At 48.5% G+C, this 23,147-nt stretch carries 34 protein-coding genes; 1 reads left to right on the top strand and 33 read right to left on the bottom strand.

Annotation, left to right across the window (positions count from 1 at the left end):
• Positions 1-4: 4 nt before the first annotated feature.
• Positions 5-1,429: an AMP-binding protein gene (locus H9Q79_RS08935; protein ID WP_249329676.1), complete on the top strand. Its 1,425-nt coding sequence runs from the start codon at positions 5-7 to the stop codon at positions 1,427-1,429.
• A gap of 19 nt (positions 1,430-1,448) precedes the next feature.
• On the opposite strand, the gene rpoN is transcribed toward H9Q79_RS08935, so the two are convergent.
• The 33 genes from rpoN to rpsJ all read right to left on the bottom strand — a co-directional run bounded on the left by rpoN (position 1,449) and on the right by rpsJ (position 22,835).
• The gene (rpoN, locus tag H9Q79_RS08940; protein ID WP_249329677.1) at positions 1,449-2,825 is read right to left on the bottom strand and encodes an RNA polymerase factor sigma-54; all 1,377 of its coding nucleotides are present in this window, start codon (positions 2,823-2,825) and stop codon (positions 1,449-1,451) included.
• On the bottom strand, positions 2,812-4,188 hold the full coding sequence (locus tag H9Q79_RS08945; RefSeq protein WP_118646968.1) for a sigma-54 interaction domain-containing protein: 1,377 nt from the start codon (positions 4,186-4,188) through the stop codon (positions 2,812-2,814). The genes rpoN and H9Q79_RS08945 overlap by 14 nt, the downstream gene beginning before the upstream one ends.
• A 1,095-nt stretch (positions 4,189-5,283) precedes the next feature.
• Positions 5,284-5,979 carry a LiaF transmembrane domain-containing protein gene (locus H9Q79_RS08950; RefSeq protein WP_118643477.1) on the bottom strand — a complete coding sequence of 232 codons (696 nt, stop codon included), beginning with the start codon at positions 5,977-5,979 and terminating at the stop codon, positions 5,284-5,286.
• A complete protein-coding gene (locus tag H9Q79_RS08955; protein WP_118643475.1) occupies positions 5,976-6,437 on the bottom strand; it encodes a LytTR family DNA-binding domain-containing protein in 462 nt (153 codons plus the stop codon). Before H9Q79_RS08955 ends, H9Q79_RS08950 begins: the two co-directional genes overlap by 4 nt.
• A 142-nt stretch (positions 6,438-6,579) precedes the next feature.
• Positions 6,580-7,506 carry an AEC family transporter gene (locus H9Q79_RS08960; protein ID WP_249328116.1) on the bottom strand — a complete coding sequence of 309 codons (927 nt, stop codon included), beginning with the start codon at positions 7,504-7,506 and terminating at the stop codon, positions 6,580-6,582.
• Complete coding sequence (locus H9Q79_RS08965; protein ID WP_249328117.1) at positions 7,506-8,735, bottom strand: uroporphyrinogen decarboxylase family protein; 1,230 nt, start codon at positions 8,733-8,735, stop codon at positions 7,506-7,508. Before H9Q79_RS08965 ends, H9Q79_RS08960 begins: the two co-directional genes overlap by 1 nt.
• A 116-nt stretch (positions 8,736-8,851) precedes the next feature.
• Complete coding sequence (locus tag H9Q79_RS08970) at positions 8,852-9,766, bottom strand: LysR family transcriptional regulator (RefSeq protein ID WP_118643465.1); 915 nt, start codon at positions 9,764-9,766, stop codon at positions 8,852-8,854.
• Positions 9,767-9,884: 118 nt separating this feature from the next.
• Positions 9,885-10,103 carry a translation initiation factor IF-1 gene (gene infA, locus H9Q79_RS08975; RefSeq protein WP_022461642.1) on the bottom strand — a complete coding sequence of 73 codons (219 nt, stop codon included), beginning with the start codon at positions 10,101-10,103 and terminating at the stop codon, positions 9,885-9,887.
• A 3-nt stretch (positions 10,104-10,106) separates the two neighbouring features.
• The gene (locus H9Q79_RS08980; protein ID WP_118643463.1) at positions 10,107-10,370 is read right to left on the bottom strand and encodes a KOW domain-containing RNA-binding protein; all 264 of its coding nucleotides are present in this window, start codon (positions 10,368-10,370) and stop codon (positions 10,107-10,109) included.
• A gap of 10 nt (positions 10,371-10,380) precedes the next feature.
• Positions 10,381-11,136: a type I methionyl aminopeptidase gene (map, locus tag H9Q79_RS08985; protein WP_118643461.1), complete on the bottom strand. Its 756-nt coding sequence runs from the start codon at positions 11,134-11,136 to the stop codon at positions 10,381-10,383.
• A gap of 4 nt (positions 11,137-11,140) precedes the next feature.
• Complete coding sequence (locus tag H9Q79_RS08990) at positions 11,141-11,785, bottom strand: adenylate kinase (protein ID WP_118643459.1); 645 nt, start codon at positions 11,783-11,785, stop codon at positions 11,141-11,143.
• A 161-nt stretch (positions 11,786-11,946) separates the two neighbouring features.
• The gene (secY, locus tag H9Q79_RS08995; RefSeq protein ID WP_118643457.1) at positions 11,947-13,257 is read right to left on the bottom strand and encodes a preprotein translocase subunit SecY; all 1,311 of its coding nucleotides are present in this window, start codon (positions 13,255-13,257) and stop codon (positions 11,947-11,949) included.
• On the bottom strand, positions 13,257-13,697 hold the full coding sequence (gene rplO, locus H9Q79_RS09000) for a 50S ribosomal protein L15 (RefSeq protein WP_118643455.1): 441 nt from the start codon (positions 13,695-13,697) through the stop codon (positions 13,257-13,259). Before rplO ends, secY begins: the two co-directional genes overlap by 1 nt.
• A gap of 25 nt (positions 13,698-13,722) precedes the next feature.
• Positions 13,723-13,902: a 50S ribosomal protein L30 gene (rpmD, locus tag H9Q79_RS09005; protein WP_118643453.1), complete on the bottom strand. Its 180-nt coding sequence runs from the start codon at positions 13,900-13,902 to the stop codon at positions 13,723-13,725.
• Positions 13,903-13,916: 14 nt separating this feature from the next.
• Positions 13,917-14,426 carry a 30S ribosomal protein S5 gene (gene rpsE, locus H9Q79_RS09010; RefSeq protein ID WP_118643451.1) on the bottom strand — a complete coding sequence of 170 codons (510 nt, stop codon included), beginning with the start codon at positions 14,424-14,426 and terminating at the stop codon, positions 13,917-13,919.
• An 18-nt stretch (positions 14,427-14,444) separates the two neighbouring features.
• Positions 14,445-14,813 (bottom strand): 50S ribosomal protein L18, encoded by a 369-nt coding sequence (gene rplR, locus H9Q79_RS09015; RefSeq protein ID WP_118643449.1) that lies wholly within the window; start codon positions 14,811-14,813, stop codon positions 14,445-14,447.
• Positions 14,814-14,831: 18 nt separating this feature from the next.
• The gene (gene rplF, locus H9Q79_RS09020; protein WP_118643447.1) at positions 14,832-15,371 is read right to left on the bottom strand and encodes a 50S ribosomal protein L6; all 540 of its coding nucleotides are present in this window, start codon (positions 15,369-15,371) and stop codon (positions 14,832-14,834) included.
• Between the two features lie 234 nt (positions 15,372-15,605).
• Positions 15,606-16,007 (bottom strand): 30S ribosomal protein S8, encoded by a 402-nt coding sequence (gene rpsH / locus H9Q79_RS09025; protein ID WP_118643445.1) that lies wholly within the window; start codon positions 16,005-16,007, stop codon positions 15,606-15,608.
• Positions 16,008-16,030: 23 nt separating this feature from the next.
• On the bottom strand, positions 16,031-16,216 hold the full coding sequence (locus H9Q79_RS09030; RefSeq protein WP_118643443.1) for a type Z 30S ribosomal protein S14: 186 nt from the start codon (positions 16,214-16,216) through the stop codon (positions 16,031-16,033).
• Positions 16,217-16,233: 17 nt separating this feature from the next.
• Positions 16,234-16,773: a 50S ribosomal protein L5 gene (gene rplE, locus H9Q79_RS09035; protein WP_118643441.1), complete on the bottom strand. Its 540-nt coding sequence runs from the start codon at positions 16,771-16,773 to the stop codon at positions 16,234-16,236.
• A 21-nt stretch (positions 16,774-16,794) separates the two neighbouring features.
• Positions 16,795-17,103, bottom strand: coding sequence for a 50S ribosomal protein L24 (gene rplX, locus H9Q79_RS09040; RefSeq protein ID WP_118643439.1), 309 nt, complete (start codon positions 17,101-17,103; stop codon positions 16,795-16,797).
• Positions 17,104-17,113: 10 nt separating this feature from the next.
• Positions 17,114-17,482 (bottom strand): 50S ribosomal protein L14, encoded by a 369-nt coding sequence (gene rplN, locus H9Q79_RS09045; RefSeq protein WP_118643437.1) that lies wholly within the window; start codon positions 17,480-17,482, stop codon positions 17,114-17,116.
• Between the two features lie 30 nt (positions 17,483-17,512).
• Positions 17,513-17,791, bottom strand: coding sequence for a 30S ribosomal protein S17 (gene rpsQ / locus H9Q79_RS09050; RefSeq protein WP_118643435.1), 279 nt, complete (start codon positions 17,789-17,791; stop codon positions 17,513-17,515).
• Between the two features lie 18 nt (positions 17,792-17,809).
• Positions 17,810-18,019 carry a 50S ribosomal protein L29 gene (gene rpmC / locus H9Q79_RS09055; protein WP_118643433.1) on the bottom strand — a complete coding sequence of 70 codons (210 nt, stop codon included), beginning with the start codon at positions 18,017-18,019 and terminating at the stop codon, positions 17,810-17,812.
• Entirely contained in the window at positions 18,009-18,446 is a 438-nt protein-coding gene (rplP, locus tag H9Q79_RS09060) for a 50S ribosomal protein L16 (RefSeq protein WP_118643431.1), read from the bottom strand. Before rplP ends, rpmC begins: the two co-directional genes overlap by 11 nt.
• Before the next feature lie 2 nt (positions 18,447-18,448).
• A complete protein-coding gene (gene rpsC / locus H9Q79_RS09065; protein ID WP_118643429.1) occupies positions 18,449-19,105 on the bottom strand; it encodes a 30S ribosomal protein S3 in 657 nt (218 codons plus the stop codon).
• A gap of 11 nt (positions 19,106-19,116) precedes the next feature.
• Positions 19,117-19,503, bottom strand: a complete 387-nt coding sequence (gene rplV / locus H9Q79_RS09070) for a 50S ribosomal protein L22 (protein ID WP_118643427.1) — start codon at positions 19,501-19,503, stop codon at positions 19,117-19,119.
• Between the two features lie 25 nt (positions 19,504-19,528).
• Positions 19,529-19,810, bottom strand: a complete 282-nt coding sequence (gene rpsS / locus H9Q79_RS09075; RefSeq protein ID WP_118643425.1) for a 30S ribosomal protein S19 — start codon at positions 19,808-19,810, stop codon at positions 19,529-19,531.
• A 12-nt stretch (positions 19,811-19,822) separates the two neighbouring features.
• Positions 19,823-20,668 carry a 50S ribosomal protein L2 gene (gene rplB, locus H9Q79_RS09080; protein WP_249328119.1) on the bottom strand — a complete coding sequence of 282 codons (846 nt, stop codon included), beginning with the start codon at positions 20,666-20,668 and terminating at the stop codon, positions 19,823-19,825.
• Between the two features lie 125 nt (positions 20,669-20,793).
• Complete coding sequence (rplW, locus tag H9Q79_RS09085; protein ID WP_118643421.1) at positions 20,794-21,093, bottom strand: 50S ribosomal protein L23; 300 nt, start codon at positions 21,091-21,093, stop codon at positions 20,794-20,796.
• Positions 21,093-21,713, bottom strand: a complete 621-nt coding sequence (gene rplD, locus H9Q79_RS09090; RefSeq protein WP_249328120.1) for a 50S ribosomal protein L4 — start codon at positions 21,711-21,713, stop codon at positions 21,093-21,095. The genes rplW and rplD overlap by 1 nt, the downstream gene beginning before the upstream one ends.
• A 32-nt stretch (positions 21,714-21,745) precedes the next feature.
• A complete protein-coding gene (rplC, locus tag H9Q79_RS09095; RefSeq protein WP_118643417.1) occupies positions 21,746-22,378 on the bottom strand; it encodes a 50S ribosomal protein L3 in 633 nt (210 codons plus the stop codon).
• 139 nt (positions 22,379-22,517) lie between these two features.
• A complete protein-coding gene (rpsJ, locus tag H9Q79_RS09100) occupies positions 22,518-22,835 on the bottom strand; it encodes a 30S ribosomal protein S10 (RefSeq protein ID WP_118643415.1) in 318 nt (105 codons plus the stop codon).
• Positions 22,836-23,147: the final 312 nt, after the last annotated feature.

A 23,147-nucleotide genomic window follows, 5' to 3' on the forward strand; every position in this document is an offset into this window, starting at 1 on the left:
GTCCATGTATTTTTTTGATAAAAATGAATCTTTTTACGAACGTACCATGCTTATTGTGGATTCTCAGGAAAAACGCTCATACACCTACAGAGAAATCTACACCCTTCAGGAGCAGATTTTATCCACGGCCCCTTCCGGCAGCCTTCTGTTTCTGCTCTGCAGGAACCACCCGGACTGCATCGCTGTCTATCTGGGATGCCTTCGCATGCGTCTGGTTCCGTTGCTTCTGGATGAACAGGTTCATCCGGATGACCTCTCCCGCCTGGAGTCCTCTTATGGCCCTAATCTCATTTTTCTTCCTATAGAACGGACCGTTGAATTTCCTGAGGCTATTCTTCTGTGGCAGGATGATGGTTTTGCACTGATGCAGCTCCGGGCCGAAGGCCCTTCCATGCATCCGGATCTGGCGCTGCTTCTGACGACTTCCGGAAGCACCGGAAGCCCTAAACTCGTGCGTCTCAGCCGCCGGAATCTGCAGAGTAACGCCGCCTCCATAGCTTCTTATCTGGAGATCTCCCAATCTGACCGCCCTGTCACCACCTTGCCCATGGAGTACACCTATGGCTTATCCGTCCTCAACAGTCATTTACTGGCCGGCGCTGCTATCCTGGCGACTGAACGCTCCTTCGTTGAACGGGAATTCTGGGACTTTTTCCGCCGGGAAAATGGTTCTTCGCTGGCAGGCGTTCCCTATTCTTATGAAATCCTCCGCCGCCTTCACTTCTCCTCTATGGAATTGCCCAGCCTGCGGGTTATGACTCAGGCGGGCGGCAGGCTTTCTCCTTCCCTGCAGGAATACTTTGGGAAGCTGGCCGAAGAACGGAATCTGCGCTTTTACATCATGTACGGCCAGACAGAAGCTACCGCACGGATGTCCTACCTCCCCTGGAGCATGTGTCTCGCCAAGAAAGGCAGTATCGGTATTTCCATACCCGGAGGGCGCTTTGAATTATGGGACGAAGAGAATCAACTCATTCCGGAAGCCGGACGGGAGGGCCAACTGGTCTATTGGGGGGAAAATGTCTCTCTGGGCTACGCCGAAACTGCCCTTGATCTAACCAGAGGAGACGAGCACCAGGGCTGCCTGCTCACCGGAGATCTTGCCCGCCGGGATACGGACGGTTTCTATTATATCACCGGACGATTAAAACGATTTTTAAAAATAGCGGGAAAGCGTCTCAGCCTGGATAATCTGGAACAGCTTCTGGCCCGGAAATGGCCCCTGTGGGAATTTGCATGCGCCGGAACCGATGAAGCGGTCAGGATCTATGTGGCTAAAACAGAAAAAAGCCAGGAGACTGCAGACGCAATCTCCTGGTTCCTGTCCGATCACACGAATTTATCCACGGCTTGTTTTCAGGTTAGCTTCATAGCTTCTATTCCCCGCACGGCAGCCGGAAAGATCAAATATGGCAGCCTGCCCCAGTGAATGCGCTGGCAGGCTGTCATTACCAGATTCTTCTTCCAGCCTTATCTGTGATTCCTAATTCCTGCCGGTATTTATTCACCGTCCTTCTGGCGATATGTATGTTCTGCCCGGCCAGCCTGGCCTGGATCTCGCCGTCATTCAGAGGCTTTCGCTTGTCCTCCGCCTCCACAATCTTTCGGATTGCCTCCTTTACCTCCTCCGGGGTCTGCCCTTCATCGCTTTCCCTGTCAGCGACAGCCACTCCTGTCAAAAAGTACCTCAGAGGAAATACGCCGCGGCTGCACTGAAGATATTTGCCCTTCAGCGCCCTGCTGACAGTTGACTCATGGACTTCCAGATCCTCAGCCAAATCCGACAGCCTTAACGGCTTTTTATGATTTTCGCTGCCAGAGAAGAAGCCTGACTGGCGGTTGACTATAGCGCCCACCACCCGGTATAACGTGATTTTCCGCGTCTCTATATCCCGCGCAACAGAAAAAGCCTGGGACAGTTTTGCTTTCAGGTAATGGCGTGTTTCCGGATCATCGGTTTCTTTCTCCAAAGCCTGATAATATTCACTGATCCGAAAAGTGCCGGATATACCCTCCCGGATGATGATGCGGAAAGTGGCCTCCGAATCATGTTCTTTTAATACAAGCGCATCCGGCCGGATGTACCCCGGAGATTCTCCCGTGTAAAAGACGCTTCCCGGCTTGGGATGCAGGCTTCGTATCATCCGGCATGCCTCCTGCACCTGTTCACGGGTGGCATGCAGCGTCCTGGCAATTTCCTTCAGGTGATTCTTGCCCATTTCTCCCAGATAAGACTCCACGATCTTCTCTGCCAGCCAGGTATCCTCCTGTCTGCCGCGCAGCTGGAGCAGCAGGCATTCCCGCAGATCCGCGGCGCCGATACCGGCAGGCTCCAGGCCCTGAATGACTTCCAGCATGGCTTTCACTTTCTCTTCTGATACGTGCAGCACTTCTGCCGCTGTCCGTATGCCGTCTGTAAAATAGCCCCGTGCATCCAGAGACTCGATCAGGTACTCCAGGATCCTCCAATCCTGACGGCTGTAAGTTCCCGGCAGAAGCTGCAGGCGCAAATATTCAGAAAGGCTCTGTTCCTGAGCATCGGAACTGTGCCAGGCATCTTCCTTACTTCCTGCCGCCGTCCTGTCCTCCTGGTAATACGCCCGGTTCTGATAATCGGCCTCTTCCAGCCAGTCAATCTTCCTCTGCAGTTCCATCTGCTGAAGATCCTCCTGGGGCGGCGCTTCTTCCAGCTCTACAACCGGATTCTCCAGCGCCAGATCCTGCAGGTACAGCTCCAGCTCCTGTGCGCTCATCTGCAGGATAGCTGCCGATTGCACCATCTGCTGGGTCACTATCTGTTTTTGCGTGAGTTCAGTCTTTAACATGCTTATTCTTCTTCCTTGCAAAAGTTGCCGCCGCCATCCCGAGGCTGGCTGCCGCATCCCGGATATTTCCGTATTTTTCATAGGCTTCGTTAATATAATTCCATTCCAGCTGTTCAAGGTAAGCCGAAAGTCCGAACCCCGCGGGCATTCCCCCGAAGGTTCCTGCCTCTCTGGTCCGGTTCTGTATCATGGGAAGGCAGTTCGGCAAAATCCAGTCTTCGCTGCTTATGATATATGCCCGTTCCACCACATTCTTTAATTCTCGGATGTTCCCTGGCCACTGGTATTCCAGCAGGATCTGCAGCGCCTCCCGGGAAAACCGTTTGTCCGTCCCGTACTTCCGGTTCAGCTGGCGGAGGAAAAGCTCTGTCAGACCGCTGATATCATCCATACGCTCCCGCAGCGGCGGAACGCGGATGGGAAATACCATCAGACGGTAATACAGGTCCTCACGGAAACGGCCTTCCTTCAACATCTCTTCCAGGTCCCGGTTGGTTGCCGCCAGTATGCGCACGTCCAGATGAATGGGCTTCACACCGCCCACCCGCTTGATCTCCCGCTCCTGAATCACACGCAGCAGCTTCACCTGCATATTCAGCGGCAGTTCCCCAATCTCATCCAGGAAAATAGTCCCCTTGTCCGCCACCTCAAATAAGCCCGCCTTTCCATGGCGGTCCGCCCCTGTAAAAGCTCCTTTTTCATAGCCGAAAAGCTCACTTTCCATGAGATTCTCAGGAATTGTAGCGCAGTTCACCTTAATAAACGGATAACTGCTTCTCGCGCTTCCCTGATGGATATACTTCGCAAACACTTCTTTGCCGACTCCGGTCTCTCCCACCAGGGTAACAGTGGTATCCAGCCGCTTCACTTTGTCCACCATCCGGAGTGTCTCCAGGGTCCGCATGTCGTCCGCAACCACATCCTGATTTAGGAACTGTTCCCTCATATGCTCCAGCTCTTTCTGAAGGATCGTCTGCTGCTTGCTGTTCTTTTTCAATTCGACTTTCAAATTATAGATCTCTGTCAGATCACGCACATTAGTAACTACCAGCGCCACCTGGTGTTTACTGTCAAATACCGGAGAACTGGTAATCAGAGCCTTCTTCCCTGTTTTAAACTCCTGCTGAAGCGTGACCGGCTGCCCCGTCCGGAGCACCATCAAGGTCCCGGAAGCAGAGATCACCTTACGCTCCACCAGCTCTTCCATATTATGGTTCAGCAATTCGCCTCTGTCCAGCCCTGTGATTGTTTCATAAGACTTATTCACGAGAATTGTATTGGCATGATTGTCGGTGATATAAATTCCATCAAAGGAATTCTCCAAAATATCCGCCATCCATTCATCCAGATTGATCTTATCCATCGCCGCACATCCTTATTGAGGTTATATGACTTATTTTACCCCAAATGCCGCAAAAAAGGAACAACTTATTTTCCATACTGCCAGACTATTATGGTTTTGCTTCCAATTGATCGGGAAGGGGTGGTGTTTTGGATACCCGGACGAAAAGCGGGCGGCGGAGCGGAACAGAGGCTGCACCATGGAAGGCTTCGGCCTGAAGTTCTGCTAAGCGGCCATCAGCACCTACAGGGAGGGACCAGGGCAAGTCCGGTAGAAAGACTGATGTCTTTCTATCCTCCGTGCCCTTCAGGTATTGTGCGTGAGGCACAATACCTGCCCTCCCTTCCGGCGCTGCTGCCCGCTAAGCAGAACTAATCAGGCCTGCAGAAATCCATGGTGCAGCCTCTGTTCCGCTCCGCCGCCCGCCTTTCTGGTGATCTAAAACGTCTCACCCGGGTTCTCCGAAAGTGTCATCGGTATGGTTGCAGACGGTACTCACTGGCTGATCGTGGCCTATTGGCGCCAGTAATTCATCCAGTTTTTCATCGGTTAATTCCAGAATCTACCGTTGGAGTCCATGGGAATTCCAAAGTCTTTTGTCTGAGATCATCGGGGTTCCTGCCTCTGGTGAGGGCGCAGCTTTTCTGGCTGTTTCAGACGGTACAACGGCTCGCGCCAGTACAGCTTGTTGTCTCAATATCTACCGTCTGCTTCCATAGGGGTCTCCGCCTGTGGCGAATCCATATGTATCGGCTGAAACGCTCAGAACACGCCGAGGAATGGGACGGAGGGTGAGAGACGGAACAGAGGGCGTCTGCAGGCCTGATTAGTGATACTTACCGGGCAGCAGCGCCGGAGGGGAGGGCGGAACTTGTGCCTCAAGCACGAGTTCCGAAGGGCACGGAGGATAGAAATTCTTCAGAATTTCTACCGGACTTGCCCTGGTACCTCCCCGCAGGTGCTGATGGCCGGTTAGTATCACTTCAGGCCGAAGCCAGCCCTCTGTTCCGCCTCTCACCCTCCGTCCCATTCCCCGGCGTGTTCGTCCGGGTATCCACTATCTCGCCACAAAACCATAATAATCTGTACTGTATGTTTAAGCCTGTCTGCCGCAGATCATACGTATAATATCGTCACTCCTGAGAAGCTTACGCTTCCGGCCAGTACGAGGGTTGGGCTATCTTCTGTCACGTATGTGTTTTTGATTTTTTCATCCACGCCTCCGAAGGATGCCCTCAGCTGGTTGCTGACTCTCCAGCCTCTGGGGACGTACAGCTCCACCCCTCCGAAGGATACGTGCATATCCAGCTGTGCTTTCCCGCTCTGGATTATCGCATTGTCGAAATATACCTTCATCGCACCAAAGCTGCATTCCAGTTTCACGTGCTCCAGATCCTCTGAGTTCACATACTTGATGCTGGAGCCAAAGCTGGTGGACAATTGTATCACATTGCCGTCTACCTGATCTACGCTTTCGAACTCTTCCTCCACATGGTTCTTCCAGTATTTGTGCCTGTGAGGGAAGATGAGGCTCAGCCCGATGCTCCCCAGAAGGGCCGCTCCCAGCACAGGCCACGGCGTGATCGCTGTGATGCCCAGCGCTTCTGCATGCAGGATGCAGAGAAATGCGATAGAAAACAGTATACCGGTAAAGCTCACCACCAGAAGGCTTTTGATCAAACAGCCGGCCAGCAGTATTGTCAGCAGCAATCTGAAGAAAGGGATTCCCGGCAGGAGATGCATCCCGCTGATAATCAGAAATACAGCTCCCACCACTAAAAAGATCCCCCAGAATATCCGTTCCTTTTTCATTTTAAATACCTCTCTTCCTCTAATCTGTTTTGCAAGGGTTTATAATAATACCGCGACACAAAAACCTGCTTATGGCTGTTCTGGAACTGTACCACGCAGGGCATGGGCAATTTTCTTTCCAGCGAATAAATCTTCCCGGTATTCAATATGGTGGATTTTGACACTCGCATGAAGATGCCGGGAAGCATCTTTTCCAGCTCATAGAGCTTATATCTCACCTGATAGACCTCCTCAGCCGTATGGGCGCAGATCCCTTTTTCGGCTGTTTCAAAAAACAGCACATTTTCCAATGGGATATAAAACTCTTTATCTTTCTGATAGAGCGGAAAACGTTTCTTTTTTTCTATGATGTCGGATACCATGCGCTGGATTTCCAAAACTGTATGGCCCAGCTGCCGGCAATAAATCACGACCTCTTCCTCTGTCAAGCTTTCATCCAATTCAATCCGTATTTTCATCTGCCCTCACCTCATGATCCCATTCTAGCAGGGAATCCGGGAATGTAAACAGTTTTTCAGCAAGTGGTAGGATTTAGAAGGTAAGTGGTAAGAAAACGGGGAGTCCGGCAAACCTGGTCTGCCGGACTCCCGCTTAAAGCTTTTAAAATATGGTATCGACTAAAATTAGCAGTATGAAAAAACTGATAAACACCGTGATGGAATTTAAAAAACTCGCAAGAGCTCCATCGCCGCCGCTCTTCTCTGTAAATACCGGGGCAAGCGTGCCAACCGGTGCAAATGCACACAGGGCCGCAATCTGCCGGATCTTAGGTTCAACAGGCAGAGTGTAATAAATCACTAGGGCCAGAACCGCTGCTGTGCCGACCCGGATGCCAATGGTCTGGAAGGCTGCTTTTATCTTCTCCCTATCCTTCTGCGGCTGAAACATCAGCCCCACCATAAACATCGCCACAAAAGCGTTCGCCTCTGCAAACGGCGCCGTTACAGTGCCAAGGATCTCAGGAAGCCTTACATGACAAGCCATCAATAGCAGCATGATAAAATATGCGTCAAATGTCACAGAAGTAACAACATTTTTAAGAAATCCCCCGACTGTATGCCAAATGCCCTTCTGTCCACCCTGATTCAAGTGCAGCAGCGCACAGGTCGCAGCGTATCCTCCGCCCGCCATCACCAGCGCATTCCCGATGTCATACATGCTGCAGCTCACCGCTCCCGCCGCTCCATAAAAGACCTGGACAATCGGCAGAATAAATGCGCCGATATTTCCGCCCGCTGAATTAATCATGCCAAAGGCTCGCAATCCGGCCTCCTTTTTGCGAAGTACCACAAAAGCCGTGAGCATCGGAAGGAGAGCGCATAAAAATCCAATCAGGACCAGCCAATACATAGAAGGCTCCGGTCTGAAACCGACGCATACATGTACGACAGTCAGCGGCAGCGTGATGTTCATCACAATCCGGCTGAGAATCCGGTAATCATCTTTTCCAAAGACACCCGCCTGTTTTAAAGCAATAGCCAGAAAAATGATCCCGATATAAACCAGCGGCTTGATAATGCTTTCCACTATTTCATCAGATGGGAATACCTGGATACTTTCAGCCAGTCGAAGCCGTAGCCTTCCACATTATGTTCCATCTTTTCCTTTAAAAAGTCTTCAAAGGGCCTGTCTTCCGGAATCTCATAGGGCGTATCCCCGTCTGCGCCCGGAGCTCCAAATACTCTGACCGCCTTCGTCGCCGCCAGCAATTTATCCGTGGGTGTCTTAGGAGAAAGGTTATTGAAGAAAAAGATCAACGGTGTCGGGCCGTCCTTGCCCTTCAGCACAAAATTCTTGATGATGGAGACTGTCTCTTCTATGGAGCCGAATTCCACCTGTTTTGCCGCAATTCCCGCCATCAGAGGTACCCCGTGCTCCGTGGCCACCCGCCTCGCATATTCGGGGGTCAGCTCAGTCAGATCCGGATCAATACAGAAAAACATGTTGTTGGACCATACAATGAAATCTTCATATTCTTTTCTGTCCGTGCCTGTGAGCTGCGCAGTCCCGAAAAATGCCGTATCCTGCAATACAATTCCCGGCATATTCAGCTTTTCCAGTTCCCGTTCCAGGCTGGGCTTAATGAATTCCCTGACGATCTTCGGAGTGACGACCGGAACAGAAGCAAACGCGTCAGCCAGCGACATTGTGGCAAAGCCCGGCAGCACCTCTGCCAGCGCCCGGAACATCGGAGCATGAAAATCATCCACAATCCTGTTCAAAAATTCTGTGACAAATTCCGGATCCTCCATGGTCGCCATAATCAGATTGTCAACGCCGTAGAGATTGCCTGCCAGTGTCCAGGGGGCGGACATTGTCGGGAAGGTATCTGCTCCCGTATACTGCTTATATGCTTCGCAATATTTAATCAGATAGGGAAAACGTCCCGTGTCCAGGCCTTTAAACTTGATCTTGTCAAAATCCTTCTCGTCTTTAATCAGATAATTGCTGCGTACGATATCAGAGCAATGATCCGGATAAAATTTCAGCTCCGCTCCCATCGCTTCCGCTTCAAAATTGTAGATGTCCAGGTTGGCGATAATCAGGTCGATGTCCAGATACTCCTGTACCAGAAGTGTACATTCTGCCATTGCAACGGGATCATCCCGCAGCAGATAATCATAAGGCACCCCGCAGAGCTCCGGAATCAGCTCAGTCACCAGCGCCGACAGAATCGCATCGGTTTCCGGCCACTTCCCCAGATTCTGAAATCTGCCGAATGCTTTGTCCATAAACTTAGTTTCTGTGCCATTCATGTATTTGTCCTCCCATTACTTTGATATTTTGCAGCATCAGCTGCCGTTACTGTAATTATAATGGCAGGAAAATATCCCTGTAAAACGACCCTTCGGAAATCTTTTGTTCCATTTCGTCAATGTGTGATAATATCTATAGTTTCCCTCATTCGCGGCGTCAGATGCTGTGATTTCCACACCACCAGCAAATCAGAATTCCCCTCTCCTTCCAGCTCTATTTTGCGGACATCTTCATTCTCCCAATCACAGCAGATCAGGCTTGAAGCCACATATGCGCCCTTTCCCAGATTCAGATTATATCTGGCCGACTCCGTGCTGCCGCAGATTGAGGAAAGAATCGGTGAGAATCCATGTTCCATACAGATCTTTTGCAGGAATTCATAATAGTGAGGATAAGCAGTGGGCGACAGCGTAATAAAGGGATATGGACGGAAATCAGCAAAGGAATGAATTTCCTTTCCGAACAGCGGGTGCCCCCGGGCTATAAATACCGCATCAGGCGAACGGAAAATCGTCTTCCACCTGGTGTCCTTATTCCGGAAGTACGGTTTTTCCCCGGACCAGGTGATGACCATATCGAAGATATCTTCATCCAGGGCAGCAGGCAGCGAATGCATGTCCCGCCGCTCCCACTGAATGTCTTCCAGAAGGCTTTTCTCCGCCTGCTCCTCCAGCTTGATCATTACATAATCCGCGCAAAATTTTGTCGTCTCCAGCAGGCCGATACGTATTTTGGACGATAGCTTTTCCTGTACATCACAAGCCTTTGAAATACTTTCCAGCACAATATCACAGACTCCTTTCCATCCTTCCGCCAGCTCTCTGGCTGCCGGCGTCGGCGTCAGGTTGTGATAGGCCCTGATAAAAAGCTGCAGGCCCAGCATTTCTTCCATAGTGCGGATTGTCTTGCTGATCATGGAAGGCGTAAAATTATACTCCTCCGCCACTCTGGAATAATTCCGGTACTGGAAGCATTTTAAAAAGATCTGGATCTGCTGCATAGAAATATTTAAAATATTATTATATTTCATGTATCTACCTCCCGGTCCTGACCCAGCATTGAATCAGTTACTGGAATCCAAAATACCCGCACGATCTGGACCTTCCCAGACTGCGCGGGCATACAAACCTCTGTTTCATTGCTTGTGCTTATTTATCTCTCCAGATAATACGTCCTTTGTCCAGATCGTAGGGAGAAAGCTCTATGGTCACTTTATCCCCTGGAAGGATTCTGATAAAATTCATGCGGAGTTTTCCGCTGATATGAGCCAGCACCACATGCTTGTTCTCCAATTCTACTTTGAACATCGCATTGGGCAGCTTCTCCAGAACGGTTCCTTCCACCTCAATCACATCTGCCTTCGACATACATCAAACCTCCTTGACTTTAATTGCTTTTCGGATATCTTCATCTCTGATGGGCAGTTGTTCTCCCATCCTCTCCTGCAGTACCGCTGACACACCGTAATCGGGCTGGATATGCCTGAGTTTCTTCTTCTTCAGCTTATCCAGGGGGCGGAGCCTCCCGTCAGACAGATATACATATGCTTCATCTGCTTCGATAATTATATATAGTTTTCCCTTGTCATGACCTGCCAGGCTTCTGGCATACATCCCTTTTACAAGCTGCTTCATGGCAACTCCTTTACCTGGTCAGGGTGAGCAGCTCCGGTTCACCATCGGTGATCAGAACCGTATTCTCATAGTGAGCTGACAGCGAACCGTCTTCTGTCACGACCGTCCAGTCATCGTCCAGCCAGCACACATCAGCCGTCCCCATATCGATCATGGGTTCAATCGCCAGCGTCATCCCCGGCTGCAGAAGGATTCCCCTGCTTTTGCAGACAAAATTGGGAATCTGCGGGTCTTCATGCAGATGGGTGCCGATCCCATGGCCCACCAGGTCTCTGACCACCCCATATCCAAACTTCTCCGCGTACTTACCGATAGCGGCGGATATTTCATGGAGGTGGCAGCCTGCCTTCGCATACTTAATGCCTTCAAAAAAGCATTGCCGGGTCACATCTATTAATTGCTGCGCTTCCTGGCTGATCTTGCCCACACCGTACGTACGGGCCGCATCCGAATGGTAACCTTCGTAAATCAGGCCAGCATCCAGGCTGACGATATCGCCCTCCCTGAGGAGCCTGCCCTTCTTGGGAATTCCATGTACTACCTCGTCATTCACAGATACACAAATAGATGCCGGATATCCGTTATAATGCAGGAAATTCGGAACACATCCCAGTTCACGGATCATCCTCTCGCCTTCATGGTCGATCTCCCAGGTGGAGATGCCCGGCCGGATGATCTTCGCAAGTTCATCATGAACCTGCTCCAGAAGCTTTCCTGCGTGTCTCATTAGTTCAATCTCTCTGGCAGTTTTAATTGTTACGGACATATTTTTATACTCCTAAAATCTTGACAATATCCTGGAATACCACGTCGATGTCCTGGGTACCGTCCACTTCAGCCAGCACGCCTGCCGCCTGATAATAGTCGATCAGGGGCTGCGTCTGCGCATGATATACGTCGAGACGTTTCTTCACCGTCTCCGGCTTGTCATCATCGCGGAGGACGAGGCCGCCGCCGCAGACATCACAATTATCCTCAGTTTTCGGAGGATTGTATTCCACATGATAAGTTGCACCGCAGGCAAGACATGCACGCCGTCCAGACATACGGTTCACTATGTTAGCATCCGGCACCTCGACATTAATGGCATAGTCCACTTTCTCACCGCGCTGGTCCAGAGCGGCAGTCAGTGCTTCAGCCTGAGGAATTGTCCTCGGAAATCCGTCCAGCACATATCCCCTGACCGCATCCGGCTGGGAAATCCTGTCCACCACCAGATCGCAGGTCAACTCATCAGGCACCAACAGGCCCTGATCCATATAGCTCTTGGCTTTCTTCCCCAGCTCCGTCCCATTCTTAATATTCGCACGGAAAATATCACCGGTAGAAATATGCGGAATGTCATACTTCTCTGCAATCCGTTTCGCCTGTGTTCCTTTACCGGCTCCCGGTGCCCCTAACATAATGATTTTCATACACACGTACCTCTCCTAATAATTTGTTCATTAATTTGTTCGGATCAAGCGGGCTGACCCACTCTGCATTGTACAGGGACATTCAGAGAACCTTCCTGTGCAATAAAATACGATAAGGCTGTGACACTCGCGCGCCACAACCTTACTATAACACAAACGTGTCAATCGTTCAAGAATCCTTTGTAATTCCGGACCAGCATCATGGATTCCACCTGTTTCAATGTCTCCAAAATAACTGATACGATAATTATCAAGGAAGTCCCTCCAAAGGATACCTCAGCACTGAACATACCGTTGAAGAAGAAGGGAATGACGGCTACAATCGTAAGGCCGGCCGCCCCGATAAAAATGATATATTTCAGTACCGAATTCAGGAAATCCACCGTCGCTTTTCCGGGACGGATTCCCGGAATAAAACCGCCCTGCTTCTTCATATTATCCGCCACCTCAATGGGATTGAAGGTGATAGACGTATAGAAATAAGCGAAGAAGATCACCAGCACGACGTAGAGGATCAGTCCGATGCTTGAAAACCAGTCGCTTGGTTTGAACCAGTTGCTGGAGCTGAGCATATTGATAATTTTTCCGCCCCAGCCGCCGGGAGTCTTACCTGTAAATGCCACAATGATGCCCGGGAAGGACATGATTGAAGATGCGAAGATAATCGGAATTACGCCGGCTGTATTGACCTTCAGCGGAATATGGGAGGACTGACCGCCCACCATCTTTCTTCCTACCATCTTCTTGGAATACTGAACCGGGATTCTTCTCTCCGCTCCGTTCAGGATCAAAACCAGTATTGTTACTGCCAGTATAATTACCGCAATGACAATCCAGGCAACTGTTGCTTTCGCAATTGTTTTTCCTTTTACGAAATTTTCGAAGAGTGTAATCATATCCACCGGAATACGGGACAGGATATTGATCAGCAGGACCATGGAAATACCATTGCCCACACCCTTGTCGTTTATCTGCTCACCAATCCACATCAGGAAAGCGGAACCGGCTGTCAGAGAAGCGACCACCACAATCACATTAACCGCGTTCAACTCAAGGATCAGCTTGTTGCCAAATCCGATACACATGGCAATGGATTCAAACAGTGAGAGGCCGACTGTCAGATAACGGGTAATAGCCGTCAGCTTCTTGCGGCCTTCTTCTCCGTCCTTCTGCATTTCCTCCAGCTTCGGAATCGCTATCGTCAGAAGCTGAATAATGATGGAAGAAGTGATGTACGGTGTAATACTAAGTGCAAAGATGGAAAAATTCGTAAAGCCGCCGCCTGTGAATGCGTTCAGAAATGTGAACGCATCATTGGAGCTGTTATTGAAATAATTGCTGAAAAAGCTCGTATCAACGCCCGGCACCGGTATCTGTGATCCGACACGGATCACAACCAGTGCAAACAGAACGTAAAAAATCCTATGGCGTACTTCTTTAATCTTAAAAGCATCTCTTAAGGTTTTAAACATTAAATCACCTCGGCTGTCCCACCTGCTGCCTCAATTTTGGCTTTTGCGCTTTCACTGAAGGCGTTCACTTTCACTGTAAGTTTCTTGGAAATTCCGCCATTCCCAAGGATTTTTACTCCGTCTTTCGGGTTGGATACCAAGCCTATTTCCATTAAGGACTCAATTGTTACCTCCGCGCCGTCCTCAAATCTCTCCAACTCGCTCACATTAATCGCTATGATTTCCTTAGAGTTCCTGCATGTAAAGCCTCTCTTCGGCAGTCTTCTGTATAAAGGCATCTGTCCGCCTTCAAAGCCTGGTCTCGGTGCTCCGGAACGAGCTTTCTGTCCCTTATGTCCTTTACCGGCTGTCTTACCATTACCTGAACCATGTCCACGGCCTCTGCGGAAGCTATCACTGTGTCTGGAGCCTTCTGCGGGCTGTAAATTTGATAAGTCCATGTTGGTACCTCCTTTTCACTAAAGATTATTCTTCCACTTTCAACAGATAACCAACCTGCTTGATCATGCCGCGGATAGCAGCATTGTCAGGCTGTTCTACTGTGTGGTTAACTTTTCTCAAGCCCAATGCTTCTACAATCTTTTTATGCTTTGGTACACAGCCGATTGTAGATTTTACCAAAGTAATTTTTAACTTATCTGCCATTTTTCCAGCCCTCCTTAAGCAAAGATCTCTTCAACAGCTTTGCCGCGCAGTCTTGCCACTTCTTCAGGAGTCTTTAACTGACGAAGACCTTCAATAGTTGCCAGAACTACATTCTGTTTGTTATTGGAGCCCAGTGATTTGGTACGGATATTCTGGATGCCGGCCAGCTCTACTACTGCACGGGCAGGGCCTCCTGCGATTACACCGGTACCTTCCGGAGCTTTCTTCAGCAGAACCTCTGCGCTGCCGAATTTTCCAATAAAGTCATGGGTAACACTGTTGTTCTCATCTCTCGCAACGTTCACCAGTTTCTTCATGGCATCTTCTTTGCCCTTACGGATCGCCTCCGGAATCTCGGTTGCTTTTCCAAGGCCTGCGCCCACATGTCCGTTGTGGTCACCCACAACTACTAAAGCGGTAAAACGGAAGTTACGACCACCTTTAACAACCTTGGTAACTCGCTTGATGGAAACAACTTTCTCTTCCAGCTCTAACTGGCTGGCATCAATGATTGCATGTCTCATGTGTTCTTCTCCTTCCTCTTAGAATTCCAGACCGGCTTCACGTGCTGCGTCTGCCAGTGCCTGGATTTTTCCCTGATAAATGAAACCGCCGCGGTCGAAAACCACTTCTTTAATTCCTGCCTCAACTGCTTTTTTACCGATCACAGTTCCCAGATATGCCGCTGCTTTTACATCGTTGGTTTTCTCTAATTCGGCTTTAACATCTTTCTGAAGAGTAGAAGCGGAAACCAGTGTATGGCCAACCGTATCGTCGATAATCTGTGCATACATATGACTGTTGCTGCGGAATACAGCCAGACGCGGTCTTGCTGCTGTGCCGGCGATATGATTACGCATTCTTCTATGCTTTTTCTGGCGAACCTGAGCTCTTGATACTTTATTAATCATTTTCACACTCTCCTTATATTATTTCTTACCAGTCTTGCCGACTTTACGTCTGATCACTTCATCAGCATACTTGATTCCCTTGCCCTTATAAGGCTCAGGTCTTCTCTTGTCTCTGATTTCAGCTGCATACTGGCCGACTTTTTCTTTATCGATACCTTTAACAGTGATCTTGTTTCCGTCGACAGCAGATTCCAGACCAGCCGGATCTTCCATCTCTACCGGGTGAGAGTAACCCAGATTCAGAACCAGTTTCTTTCCCTGTTTCGCTGCACGATAACCGACGCCGTTAACCTCCAGAACTTTCTCATATCCTTCGCTGACGCCTACAACCATGTTGTGGATCAGAGTTCTGGTCAGCCCGTGCAGGGACTTCATTTTTTTCAAATCATTTGGCCTGGTAACGATTACCTGGCCGTCTTCCAGCTTGATAGACATTTCTTCCGGCAGGACTCTCTGGAGAGTTCCTTTCGGACCCTTTACTGTAACATCATTTCCCTCTTTAATATCAACCGTAACACCGGCGGGAACGGCTACTGGCAGTCTTCCTATACGTGACATACCTTAAATTCCTCCTGATTAACTTAGATTTTCGGAGAGGACACATGTGGTTCCCCTCTGTTTTCAGTTGCTTCCGCACTTCGCCTGACGGCTCGCGCTCATTAAGTTGCTTTCAGTGTTCCCTCAACTACATTCAAGCGGCGCCTTTCGGCTTGCTTTCGTTTAGGTTCGGGAACGGCCTCGCACTAAATTCGTGCGGCGCCTTTCGGCTTGCACTCATTAAGTTGCTTTCGGTCACCACACAAATGCCAGGACTTCGCCGCCTACCTGCAGCTTTCTGGCCTGTTTGTCGGTAATCACTCCCTGGTTGGTGGAAAGGATTGCAATTCCCAGACCGCCCAGAACTCTTGGCAGTTCTTCTTTGTTCACATATACACGAAGACCGGGTTTGGAAATTCTCTTTAATCCAGAAATGATTTTTTCATTCTTATCTGCACCGTATTTCAGGGTGATACGGATCGTTTTGTAAGACCCTTCTTCGACAAGATCATATTTTGCGATGTATCCCTCATTAACGAGGATATCGGCAATGGCTATTTTCATTTTTGATGCCGGAACGTCTACAACGTCATGTTTCGCTGTGTTCGCGTTACGGATTCTTGTAAGCATATCTGCAATTGGATCGCTCATTGACATGATGTGTTTCCTCCTTTCCTATTTTACCAACTAGCTTTCTTCACGCCAGGAATCTGGCCTTTATATGCTAATTCACGGAAACAGATACGACAGATTCCGTATTTTCTCAGGTATGCGTGTGGACGTCCACAGATTCTGCAGCGGTTGTATTCTCTGGTAGAGAATTTCGCTGTGCGCTGCTGTTTGATTTTCATTGCTGTTTTCGCCATGAATATTTCCTCCTATATTACTTTGCGAATGGCATATTGAATAATGTCAACAATTCACGAGCTTCTTCATCGGTTTTGGCGGTGGTAACGAAAATGACATCCATACCTCTCACCTTGTCAACCTTGTCATACTCAATTTCGGGGAAAATCAGCTGCTCTTTGATTCCAAGAGCATAGTTTCCTCTGCCATCGAAAGCGTTCGGATTCACACCACGGAAGTCACGTACACGGGGCAGTGCCAGGTTAATCAGACGCTCAGCGAACTCATACATTTTCTCGCCTCTTAAGGTAACCTTGCATCCAATCGGCATTCCCTCTCTGAGCTTGAAGTTAGCAACAGATTTCTTTGCCTTGGTCACAACTACCTTCTGACCGGTGATTTTCTCCAGATCGCCGACAGCGGAATCCAGAACCTTGGCATTCTCTTTCGCTTCTCCTACACCCATGTTGATGACGATCTTTTCGAGTTTTGGCACTTCCATTACGTTCTTATATCCGAATTTCTTCGTCATGGCATCGACGATTTCATTCTTGTACATTTCTTTATATCTGCTCACGTTTCAGGCCTCCTCTCTTTCTTAATCCAACACTTCGCCTGTTGATTTTGCAACACGAACCTTCTTATCCCCGTCCAGCTTGTATCCGATACGGGTTACTTTTCCTTTGTGAAGGTACATGACGTTCGAAAGATCAATAGGAGCCTCTTTGTTCACAATCCCGCCCTGCTGATTCTGCATATTGGGTTTTGTATGTTTAGTGATCATGTTGATTCCTTCTACGATGACTCTGTTGTTCTTCAAATCGACAGAAAGAACCTTTCCTTCTTTATCCTTATCCTTACCGGCGATTACTTTAACAGTATCACCCTTTTTAATCTTCACTGACATTGCCGACCTCCTATAATACTTCCGGAGCTAAGGAAACAATCTTCATAAACTGTTTCTCACGAAGCTCTCTGGCTACTGGCCCAAAAATACGTGTTCCTCTGGGAGTCTTGTCATCTTTGATAATAACCGCTGCATTCTCATCAAATTTGATGTAGGAACCATCTTTGCGGCGGGCACCCTTCACAGAACGTACCACTACAGCTTTTACTACATCGCCTTTTTTCACAACGCCGCCAGGTGTTGCATCTTTGACCGTAGCAACGATAATATCACCAATATTCGCATATCTTCTGGTAGAACCGCCCATAACACGAATGCAGAGAATCTCTTTCGCACCGGTGTTATCAGCGACCTTCAGTCTGCTTTCCTGCTGAATCATGCTGGTATTCCTCCTTTAGCATTCCATCAATTATTTCGCTTTCTCCATGACCTCTACCAGTCTCCATCTCTTATCCTTGGATAACGGGCGGGTCTCCATAACTTTTACAGTATCACCGATATTGCATTCGTTATTTTCATCGTGCGCTTTTAATTTATAGGTTTTCTTCACAATCTTTTTGTATAGCGGATGTTTTACGTGGTCTTCAATCGCTACAACGATGGTCTTATCCATTTTATCGCTGACAACTTTACCGACACGCGTTTTTCTCAGATTTCTTTCTTCCACGGTTTGTCTGTCTCCTTTCATTCACTAAAGAACGGGCCTTTAGTTGGCTGAATTGGCCTTCTGCGCAATTACAGTTGAAATTCTCGCAATGTTCTTGCGAACCTCTTTGATCCTGCTCGTATTGTCCAGCTGATTGGTCGCGTTCTGGAATCTCAGGTTAAAGAGTTCCTTCTTAGCAGCTACTAATTCATCTTTTAATTCTGCAGCTGATTTAGCCGTTAAATCTTCTACATACTTTTTACTCTTCACTGTTATCACCGCCTTCTAAGTCTGCACGAGAAACTATTTTACATTTACATGGTAACTTATGCATGGCAAGACGTAATGCTTCACGGGCAATCTCTTCAGACACTCCTGCGATCTCAAACATTACACGGCCTGGTTTCACAACTGCTACCCAGTACTCCAGAGAACCTTTTCCGGAACCCATACGTGTCTCGGCAGGTTTTGCAGTAACCGGCTTATCCGGGAAAATTTTGATCCAAACTTTACCACCACGTTTGATGTAACGGGTCATAGCAACACGGGCTGCCTCGATCTGGTTGGATTTGATCCAGCAGGGCTCTGCAGCCACAAGGCCAAATTCACCATAGTTGATTTTATTGCCCCTTAAGGCTTTACCTTTCATGGACCCACGGAATTGTTTACGACGTTTTACTCTCTTAGGCATTAACATAATTATTTATCGCTCCCTTCCTTAGCTCCTTTGGTTGGAAGTATTTCACCGTTATAGATCCACGCTTTTACGCCAACTTTGCCGTATGTGGTATCTGCTTCGGCGAAACCATAGTCGATATCTGCGCGCAGGGTCTGCAGCGGGATGGTTCCCTCACTGTAGAACTCGGTACGGGCCATATCTGCTCCACCAAGACGACCGGATACTGATGTTTTGATTCCTTTGGCGCCGGCTCTCATAGTCCTCTGCATTGTGGATTTCATGGCACGGCGGAAAGAGATACGGTTCTCCAGCTGCAGAGCGATGTTCTCGGCAACAAGCTGTGCGTCACGGTCAGGTCTCTTAACTTCCTTGATATCAACAATCAGTTTTTTCTCGGTATATTTGGCAAGTTCTGCCTTTACCTTTTCGATTTCAGCTCCGCCCTTACCGATTACGACGCCGGGCTTTGCTGTATAAATAATCACTTTCACTCTGTCAGACGCCCGCTCGATCTCGATTCTGGAAACGCCTGCGCTGTACAGTTTCTTCTTCAGGAATTTTCTGATATTGTAGTCTTCTACAAGATAATCTGCAAAATCGCCTTCTGCATACCATTTGGAATCCCAATCCTTGATCACACCGACTCTTAAGCCGTGTGGATTAACTTTCTGTCCCATGCTTAACCTCCTTACCTTTCATCTAACACGATAGAGATATGACTTGTTCTTTTTTCAATCCTGTAGGCTCTACCCTGTGCTCTCGGATGAATTCTCTTCATGGTCGGCGCTTTGTTCGCAAAGCACTCAGCCACGTACAGACTGTCTCTGCTGAGGCCGTTGTTATTCTCAGCGTTAGCAACTGCGGATTCCAGCAGTTTCTTAATCACGCTGGAAGCATATCTCGGGTTATATGTCAGGATACCAAGTGCGGATTCAACATCTTTTCCACGGATTGCATCCAGTACATAACAAGCTTTCTGAACTGACATTCTTGCGTATGACAGCTTTGCAGAAGGTCTTGTGTCTTTCATCTCATTTCTTGCTCTCTTGATCTGACTTCTATGTCCTTTAGCCATTGCTAATAACCTCCTTTCGCTCTACTTACCTTACGCCGGATTTCTTTTCGTCTTTTCCGTGTCCTCTGTAAGTTCTGGTTGCCACAAACTCACCGAGCTTGTGTCCAACCATATCCTCAGTAACATATACCGGCACATGTTTTCTTCCGTCATGGACTGCAATTGTGTGTCCCACGAATGACGGGAAGATTGTAGAACGACGTGACCAGGTCTTAATAACTGTCTTATCGCCTGATGCGTTGGCAGCATCAACTTTCTTTAACAGGCTTTCATCAGCAAATGGGCCTTTTTTCAGTGAACGAGCCATCGTTTAACCTCCTTATTTCGATAATGTTTTGCCATCTCTTCTACGAACGATGTATTTGTTGGACTGTTTGTTCTTCTTTCTGGTCTTCAGACCCATCGCGGGTTTGCCCCACGGAGTACACGGACCCGGACGGCCGATCGGCGCGCGTCCCTCACCACCGCCATGAGGATGATCGTTGGGGTTCATAACTGAACCACGGACGGTCGGCCGGATGCCCATATGGCGTTTTCTTCCAGCTTTACCGATGTTAATCAGGCTGTGTTCGCCATTACCAACAGTACCAACAGAAGCACGGCAAACCATGGGAACCATTCTCATCTCACCGGAAGGCAGACGCAGTGTCGCGTATTTTCCTTCCTTTGCCATAAGCTGTGCGCCGTTTCCTGCAGAACGAACCAGCTGGCCGCCCTTCCCAGGATGAAGCTCAATGTTGTGAACCATGGTACCTACCGGAATATCAGCCAGCGGAAGGCAGTTGCCGGGACGAACTTCTGCGTTCGGTCCGTTCATGATCTTCATGCCTACCTTCAGGCCTTCCGGAGCCAGGATATATGCTTTCTCTCCGTCTGCATAGCAGATCAGAGCGATGTTTGCTGTTCTGTTCGGATCATATTCAATTGCTTTAACAAAAGCAGGAACATCATCCTTAAATCTCTTAAAATCAATGATTCTGTATTTTCTTCTGCTGCCGCCGCCATGATGTCTGACTGTGATCTTTCCCTGATTGTTGCGTCCAGAAGCCTTATTCAGAGAAACTACCAGAGATTTTTCCGGAGTGGACTTGGTAATCTCGGAGAAATCAGAACCGGTCATGTGTCTTCTGGAAGGTGTATATGGGTTATAGGTTTTAATTCCCATTACGGTATCTCCTTTCATTATGCACCTGTCCGCAGCCCCGGCGGGATGCGGGAAGGTGTTCGATGTTATTGTCGTGCATCACTGCACATAGTGTGGTACGTTCCCTCAGCTAAATTCGCCGCTCTTTACAGCCCTTCAAAGATCTCGATATCTTTGCTCTCTTCTGTCAGGGCAACGATGGCCTTTTTAGTTTTCGCGGTCTTACCATAAGTCGTTCCGCGGCGTTTTGTCTTGCCGTCCTGATTCAGGGTATTCACGCTCTTGACTTTCACGCCGTCAAACATTTTCTCAACTGCCTCTTTGATCTGGGATTTGTTTGCCTCCGGGTGTACCAGGAAGGTGTATTTCTTCTCTCCCATTCCGCTCATGCTCTTCTCAGTTACGAGCGGCTTTAATATCACATCAAAATACTGAATATTTGCCATTATGCGTACACCTCCTCGATGGATGCTACACTGCTCTTGGTTGCGATTACGGTGTTGTATTTCAGGATGTCGAATACATTGATGCTGTTCACGGACGCGGTCTGCACTCCGGGAATATTCCTTGCGGACAATATCACGTTCTCACAGTCGTCACCAACAACAACCAGTGCCTTGTCTACTTTCAGGTTATCCAGAACCTTCTTCATCTCTTTTGTCTTGATTTCAGCCAGCTTCAGCTCATCCAGCACCAGGAATTTGTTATCCTGCACTTTGCTGGTAAGAACGGATTTCAGTGCCAGCCTCTTCTCTTTCTTATTCATTTTGAAAGAGTAGTCTCTCGGAACGGGAGCGAATACAACGCCGCCGCCGGTCCACTGAGGAGATCTCGTTGAACCCTGTCTCGCATGACCGGTCCCCTTCTGTCTCCAGGGCTTTCTTCCGCCGCCGCTTACCTCAGAACGGGTCTTTGCCTTCTGAGTTCCCTGACGGTTGTTAGCCAGCTGAAGAACAACTGCCTGATGAACCAGGTGCTCTTTTACTTCCACGCCGAACACGGCATCAGAAAGCTCCATGGTTCCAACTTCTTTGCCTTCCATATTATAAACAGATACGTTTGCCATCTGTATGTTCCTCCTTTCCAGTTAAAAGGTTATTAAACCGTCTTTACGGTTTCTCTGATCGTTACCAGGGATTTCTTGGGTCCCGGCACGGAACCTTTTACCAGTAACAGATTATTTTCAGCATCTACACGCACAACTTCCAGATTCTGTACGGTAACTCTCTCATGACCCATATGTCCCGCCATCTTCTTGCCCTTGAATACCTTGCTGGGATCAGAACATGCACCGTTGGAACCTGCATGACGATGATATTTGGAACCATGAGCCATGGGTCCTCTGGACTGTCCATGTCTCTTGATGGCGCCCTGGAATCCTTTACCCTTGCTGATTGCAGTCGCATCTACCTTGTCGCCTGCCGCAAAGATATCGGCCTTGATTTCCTGCTTCAATTCATAATTCTGCGCATCTTCCAGTTTGAACTCTTTCAGAAATCTCTTGTAGGGAACTTCTGCCTTGTCAAACTGTCCCTTCCTCGGCTTGTTCACCAGCTTCTCTCTGATGTCGCCGTAACCAACCTGTACCGCGCTGTATCCGTCGTTCTCTTCTGTCTTAACCTGAGTTACGACACACGGTCCAGCCTGCAATACAGTTACCGGAGTGAGGACTCCGTCTTCGTTGAAAATCTGAGTCATTCCAACTTTTGTAGCTAAAATCGCTTTCTTCATTCTTTTTACCTCCTGTTTTTCTACAGCGGAACGCCCTGTGTGGGAGTTCATTCTAGTTAACAGATATAAGTGGAATGCGCTTTGTTTGTACTGCGATTACTTCTATATCAATTAACTGATTTTGTAACTTTTTTGTCTGTTACTTGCTCTTCATCTTGATGTCGATATAGACACCTGCCGGCATTTCCAGCCTGGAGAGAGCATCAACTGTTTTCTGTGTAGGAGTGATGATGTCAATCAGTCTCTTGTGTGTTCTCTGCTCAAACTGCTCACGGGAATCTTTGTACTTGTGGACTGCTCTTAAGATGGTTACTACCTCTTTTTTCGTGGGCAGCGGCACCGGTCCACTCACCGTTGATCCGTTCCTCTTTACCGTTTCGATGATTTTTGCTGCGGATGCATCTACTAACTGATGATCATACGCTTTCAGGGTGATTCTCATTACTTGACTTGCCATAAAAAAAGTCGCCTCCTTTTCGCACTTTTCGAGTACGACAAGCGGTGACTGTACACATCTCCGTGTGTGTCATTGACTTTCACACGTTGTTTCCACTCTGGGGTGGACTTTCTAAATTTGTACAGTGACTTGTCGCCAGTTTCCTAACTTGACATTCGCTCCACGGAAAACCTGCCACAGCGGGCAGCAACCTCACGCTTCACAGCTATCAATGTCACAACACGAATTATTATAACGGGAAAGTCCAAAAAATGCAAGCACTTTTTACAATTTCTTCAAATTACTGCGCCGGAAAACCGCCTTGTCTGGCGA

This window comes from Wansuia hejianensis (assembly GCF_014337215.1).
Classification (GTDB): Bacteria; Bacillota; Clostridia; order Lachnospirales; family Lachnospiraceae; genus Scatomonas; species Scatomonas hejianensis.

Excerpts from the sequence above, each read along its gene's own strand:
- rpsH (WP_118643445.1), bottom strand. The coding sequence starts at position 16,007 with ATGTCAATGAGCGATCCAATTGCAGATATGCTTACAAGAATCCGTAAC.
- H9Q79_RS08955 (WP_118643475.1), bottom strand. The coding sequence starts at position 6,437 with ATGAAAATACGGATTGAATTGGATGAAAGCTTGACAGAGGAAGAGGTC.
- H9Q79_RS09030 (WP_118643443.1), bottom strand. The coding sequence starts at position 16,216 with ATGGCGAAAACAGCAATGAAAATCAAACAGCAGCGCACAGCGAAATTC.
- secY (WP_118643457.1), bottom strand. The coding sequence starts at position 13,257 with ATGTTTAAAACCTTAAGAGATGCTTTTAAGATTAAAGAAGTACGCCAT.
- H9Q79_RS08965 (WP_249328117.1), bottom strand. The coding sequence starts at position 8,735 with ATGAATGGCACAGAAACTAAGTTTATGGACAAAGCATTCGGCAGATTT.
- rpsJ (WP_118643415.1), bottom strand. The coding sequence starts at position 22,835 with ATGGCAAGTCAAGTAATGAGAATCACCCTGAAAGCGTATGATCATCAG.
- rplP (WP_118643431.1), bottom strand. The coding sequence starts at position 18,446 with ATGTTAATGCCTAAGAGAGTAAAACGTCGTAAACAATTCCGTGGGTCC.
- rplV (WP_118643427.1), bottom strand. The coding sequence starts at position 19,503 with ATGGCTAAAGGACATAGAAGTCAGATCAAGAGAGCAAGAAATGAGATG.
- rpsC (WP_118643429.1), bottom strand. The coding sequence starts at position 19,105 with ATGGGACAGAAAGTTAATCCACACGGCTTAAGAGTCGGTGTGATCAAG.
- rplB (WP_249328119.1), bottom strand. The coding sequence starts at position 20,668 with ATGGGAATTAAAACCTATAACCCATATACACCTTCCAGAAGACACATG.
- H9Q79_RS08945 (WP_118646968.1), bottom strand. The coding sequence starts at position 4,188 with ATGGATAAGATCAATCTGGATGAATGGATGGCGGATATTTTGGAGAAT.
- H9Q79_RS08935 (WP_249329676.1), top strand. The coding sequence starts at position 5 with ATGTATTTTTTTGATAAAAATGAATCTTTTTACGAACGTACCATGCTT.
- H9Q79_RS08980 (WP_118643463.1), bottom strand. The coding sequence starts at position 10,370 with ATGAAGCAGCTTGTAAAAGGGATGTATGCCAGAAGCCTGGCAGGTCAT.
- rpsE (WP_118643451.1), bottom strand. The coding sequence starts at position 14,426 with ATGAGACATGCAATCATTGATGCCAGCCAGTTAGAGCTGGAAGAGAAA.
- rplF (WP_118643447.1), bottom strand. The coding sequence starts at position 15,371 with ATGTCACGTATAGGAAGACTGCCAGTAGCCGTTCCCGCCGGTGTTACG.
- rplX (WP_118643439.1), bottom strand. The coding sequence starts at position 17,103 with ATGTCAGTGAAGATTAAAAAGGGTGATACTGTTAAAGTAATCGCCGGT.
- rplR (WP_118643449.1), bottom strand. The coding sequence starts at position 14,813 with ATGATTAATAAAGTATCAAGAGCTCAGGTTCGCCAGAAAAAGCATAGA.
- map (WP_118643461.1), bottom strand. The coding sequence starts at position 11,136 with ATGTCCGTAACAATTAAAACTGCCAGAGAGATTGAACTAATGAGACAC.
- rpmD (WP_118643453.1), bottom strand. The coding sequence starts at position 13,902 with ATGGCAGATAAGTTAAAAATTACTTTGGTAAAATCTACAATCGGCTGT.
- rplN (WP_118643437.1), bottom strand. The coding sequence starts at position 17,482 with ATGATTCAGCAGGAAAGCAGACTGAAGGTCGCTGATAACACCGGTGCG.
- rplD (WP_249328120.1), bottom strand. The coding sequence starts at position 21,713 with ATGGCAAACGTATCTGTTTATAATATGGAAGGCAAAGAAGTTGGAACC.
- rpsQ (WP_118643435.1), bottom strand. The coding sequence starts at position 17,791 with ATGAAAGGAGACAGACAAACCGTGGAAGAAAGAAATCTGAGAAAAACG.
- H9Q79_RS08990 (WP_118643459.1), bottom strand. The coding sequence starts at position 11,785 with ATGAAAATCATTATGTTAGGGGCACCGGGAGCCGGTAAAGGAACACAG.
- infA (WP_022461642.1), bottom strand. The coding sequence starts at position 10,103 with ATGTCGAAGGCAGATGTGATTGAGGTGGAAGGAACCGTTCTGGAGAAG.
- rpsS (WP_118643425.1), bottom strand. The coding sequence starts at position 19,810 with ATGGCTCGTTCACTGAAAAAAGGCCCATTTGCTGATGAAAGCCTGTTA.
- rplC (WP_118643417.1), bottom strand. The coding sequence starts at position 22,378 with ATGAAGAAAGCGATTTTAGCTACAAAAGTTGGAATGACTCAGATTTTC.
- rplO (WP_118643455.1), bottom strand. The coding sequence starts at position 13,697 with ATGGACTTATCAAATTTACAGCCCGCAGAAGGCTCCAGACACAGTGAT.
- rpoN (WP_249329677.1), bottom strand. The coding sequence starts at position 2,825 with ATGTTAAAGACTGAACTCACGCAAAAACAGATAGTGACCCAGCAGATG.
- H9Q79_RS08970 (WP_118643465.1), bottom strand. The coding sequence starts at position 9,766 with ATGAAATATAATAATATTTTAAATATTTCTATGCAGCAGATCCAGATC.
- H9Q79_RS08950 (WP_118643477.1), bottom strand. The coding sequence starts at position 5,979 with ATGAAAAAGGAACGGATATTCTGGGGGATCTTTTTAGTGGTGGGAGCT.
- rplW (WP_118643421.1), bottom strand. The coding sequence starts at position 21,093 with ATGGCAAATATTCAGTATTTTGATGTGATATTAAAGCCGCTCGTAACT.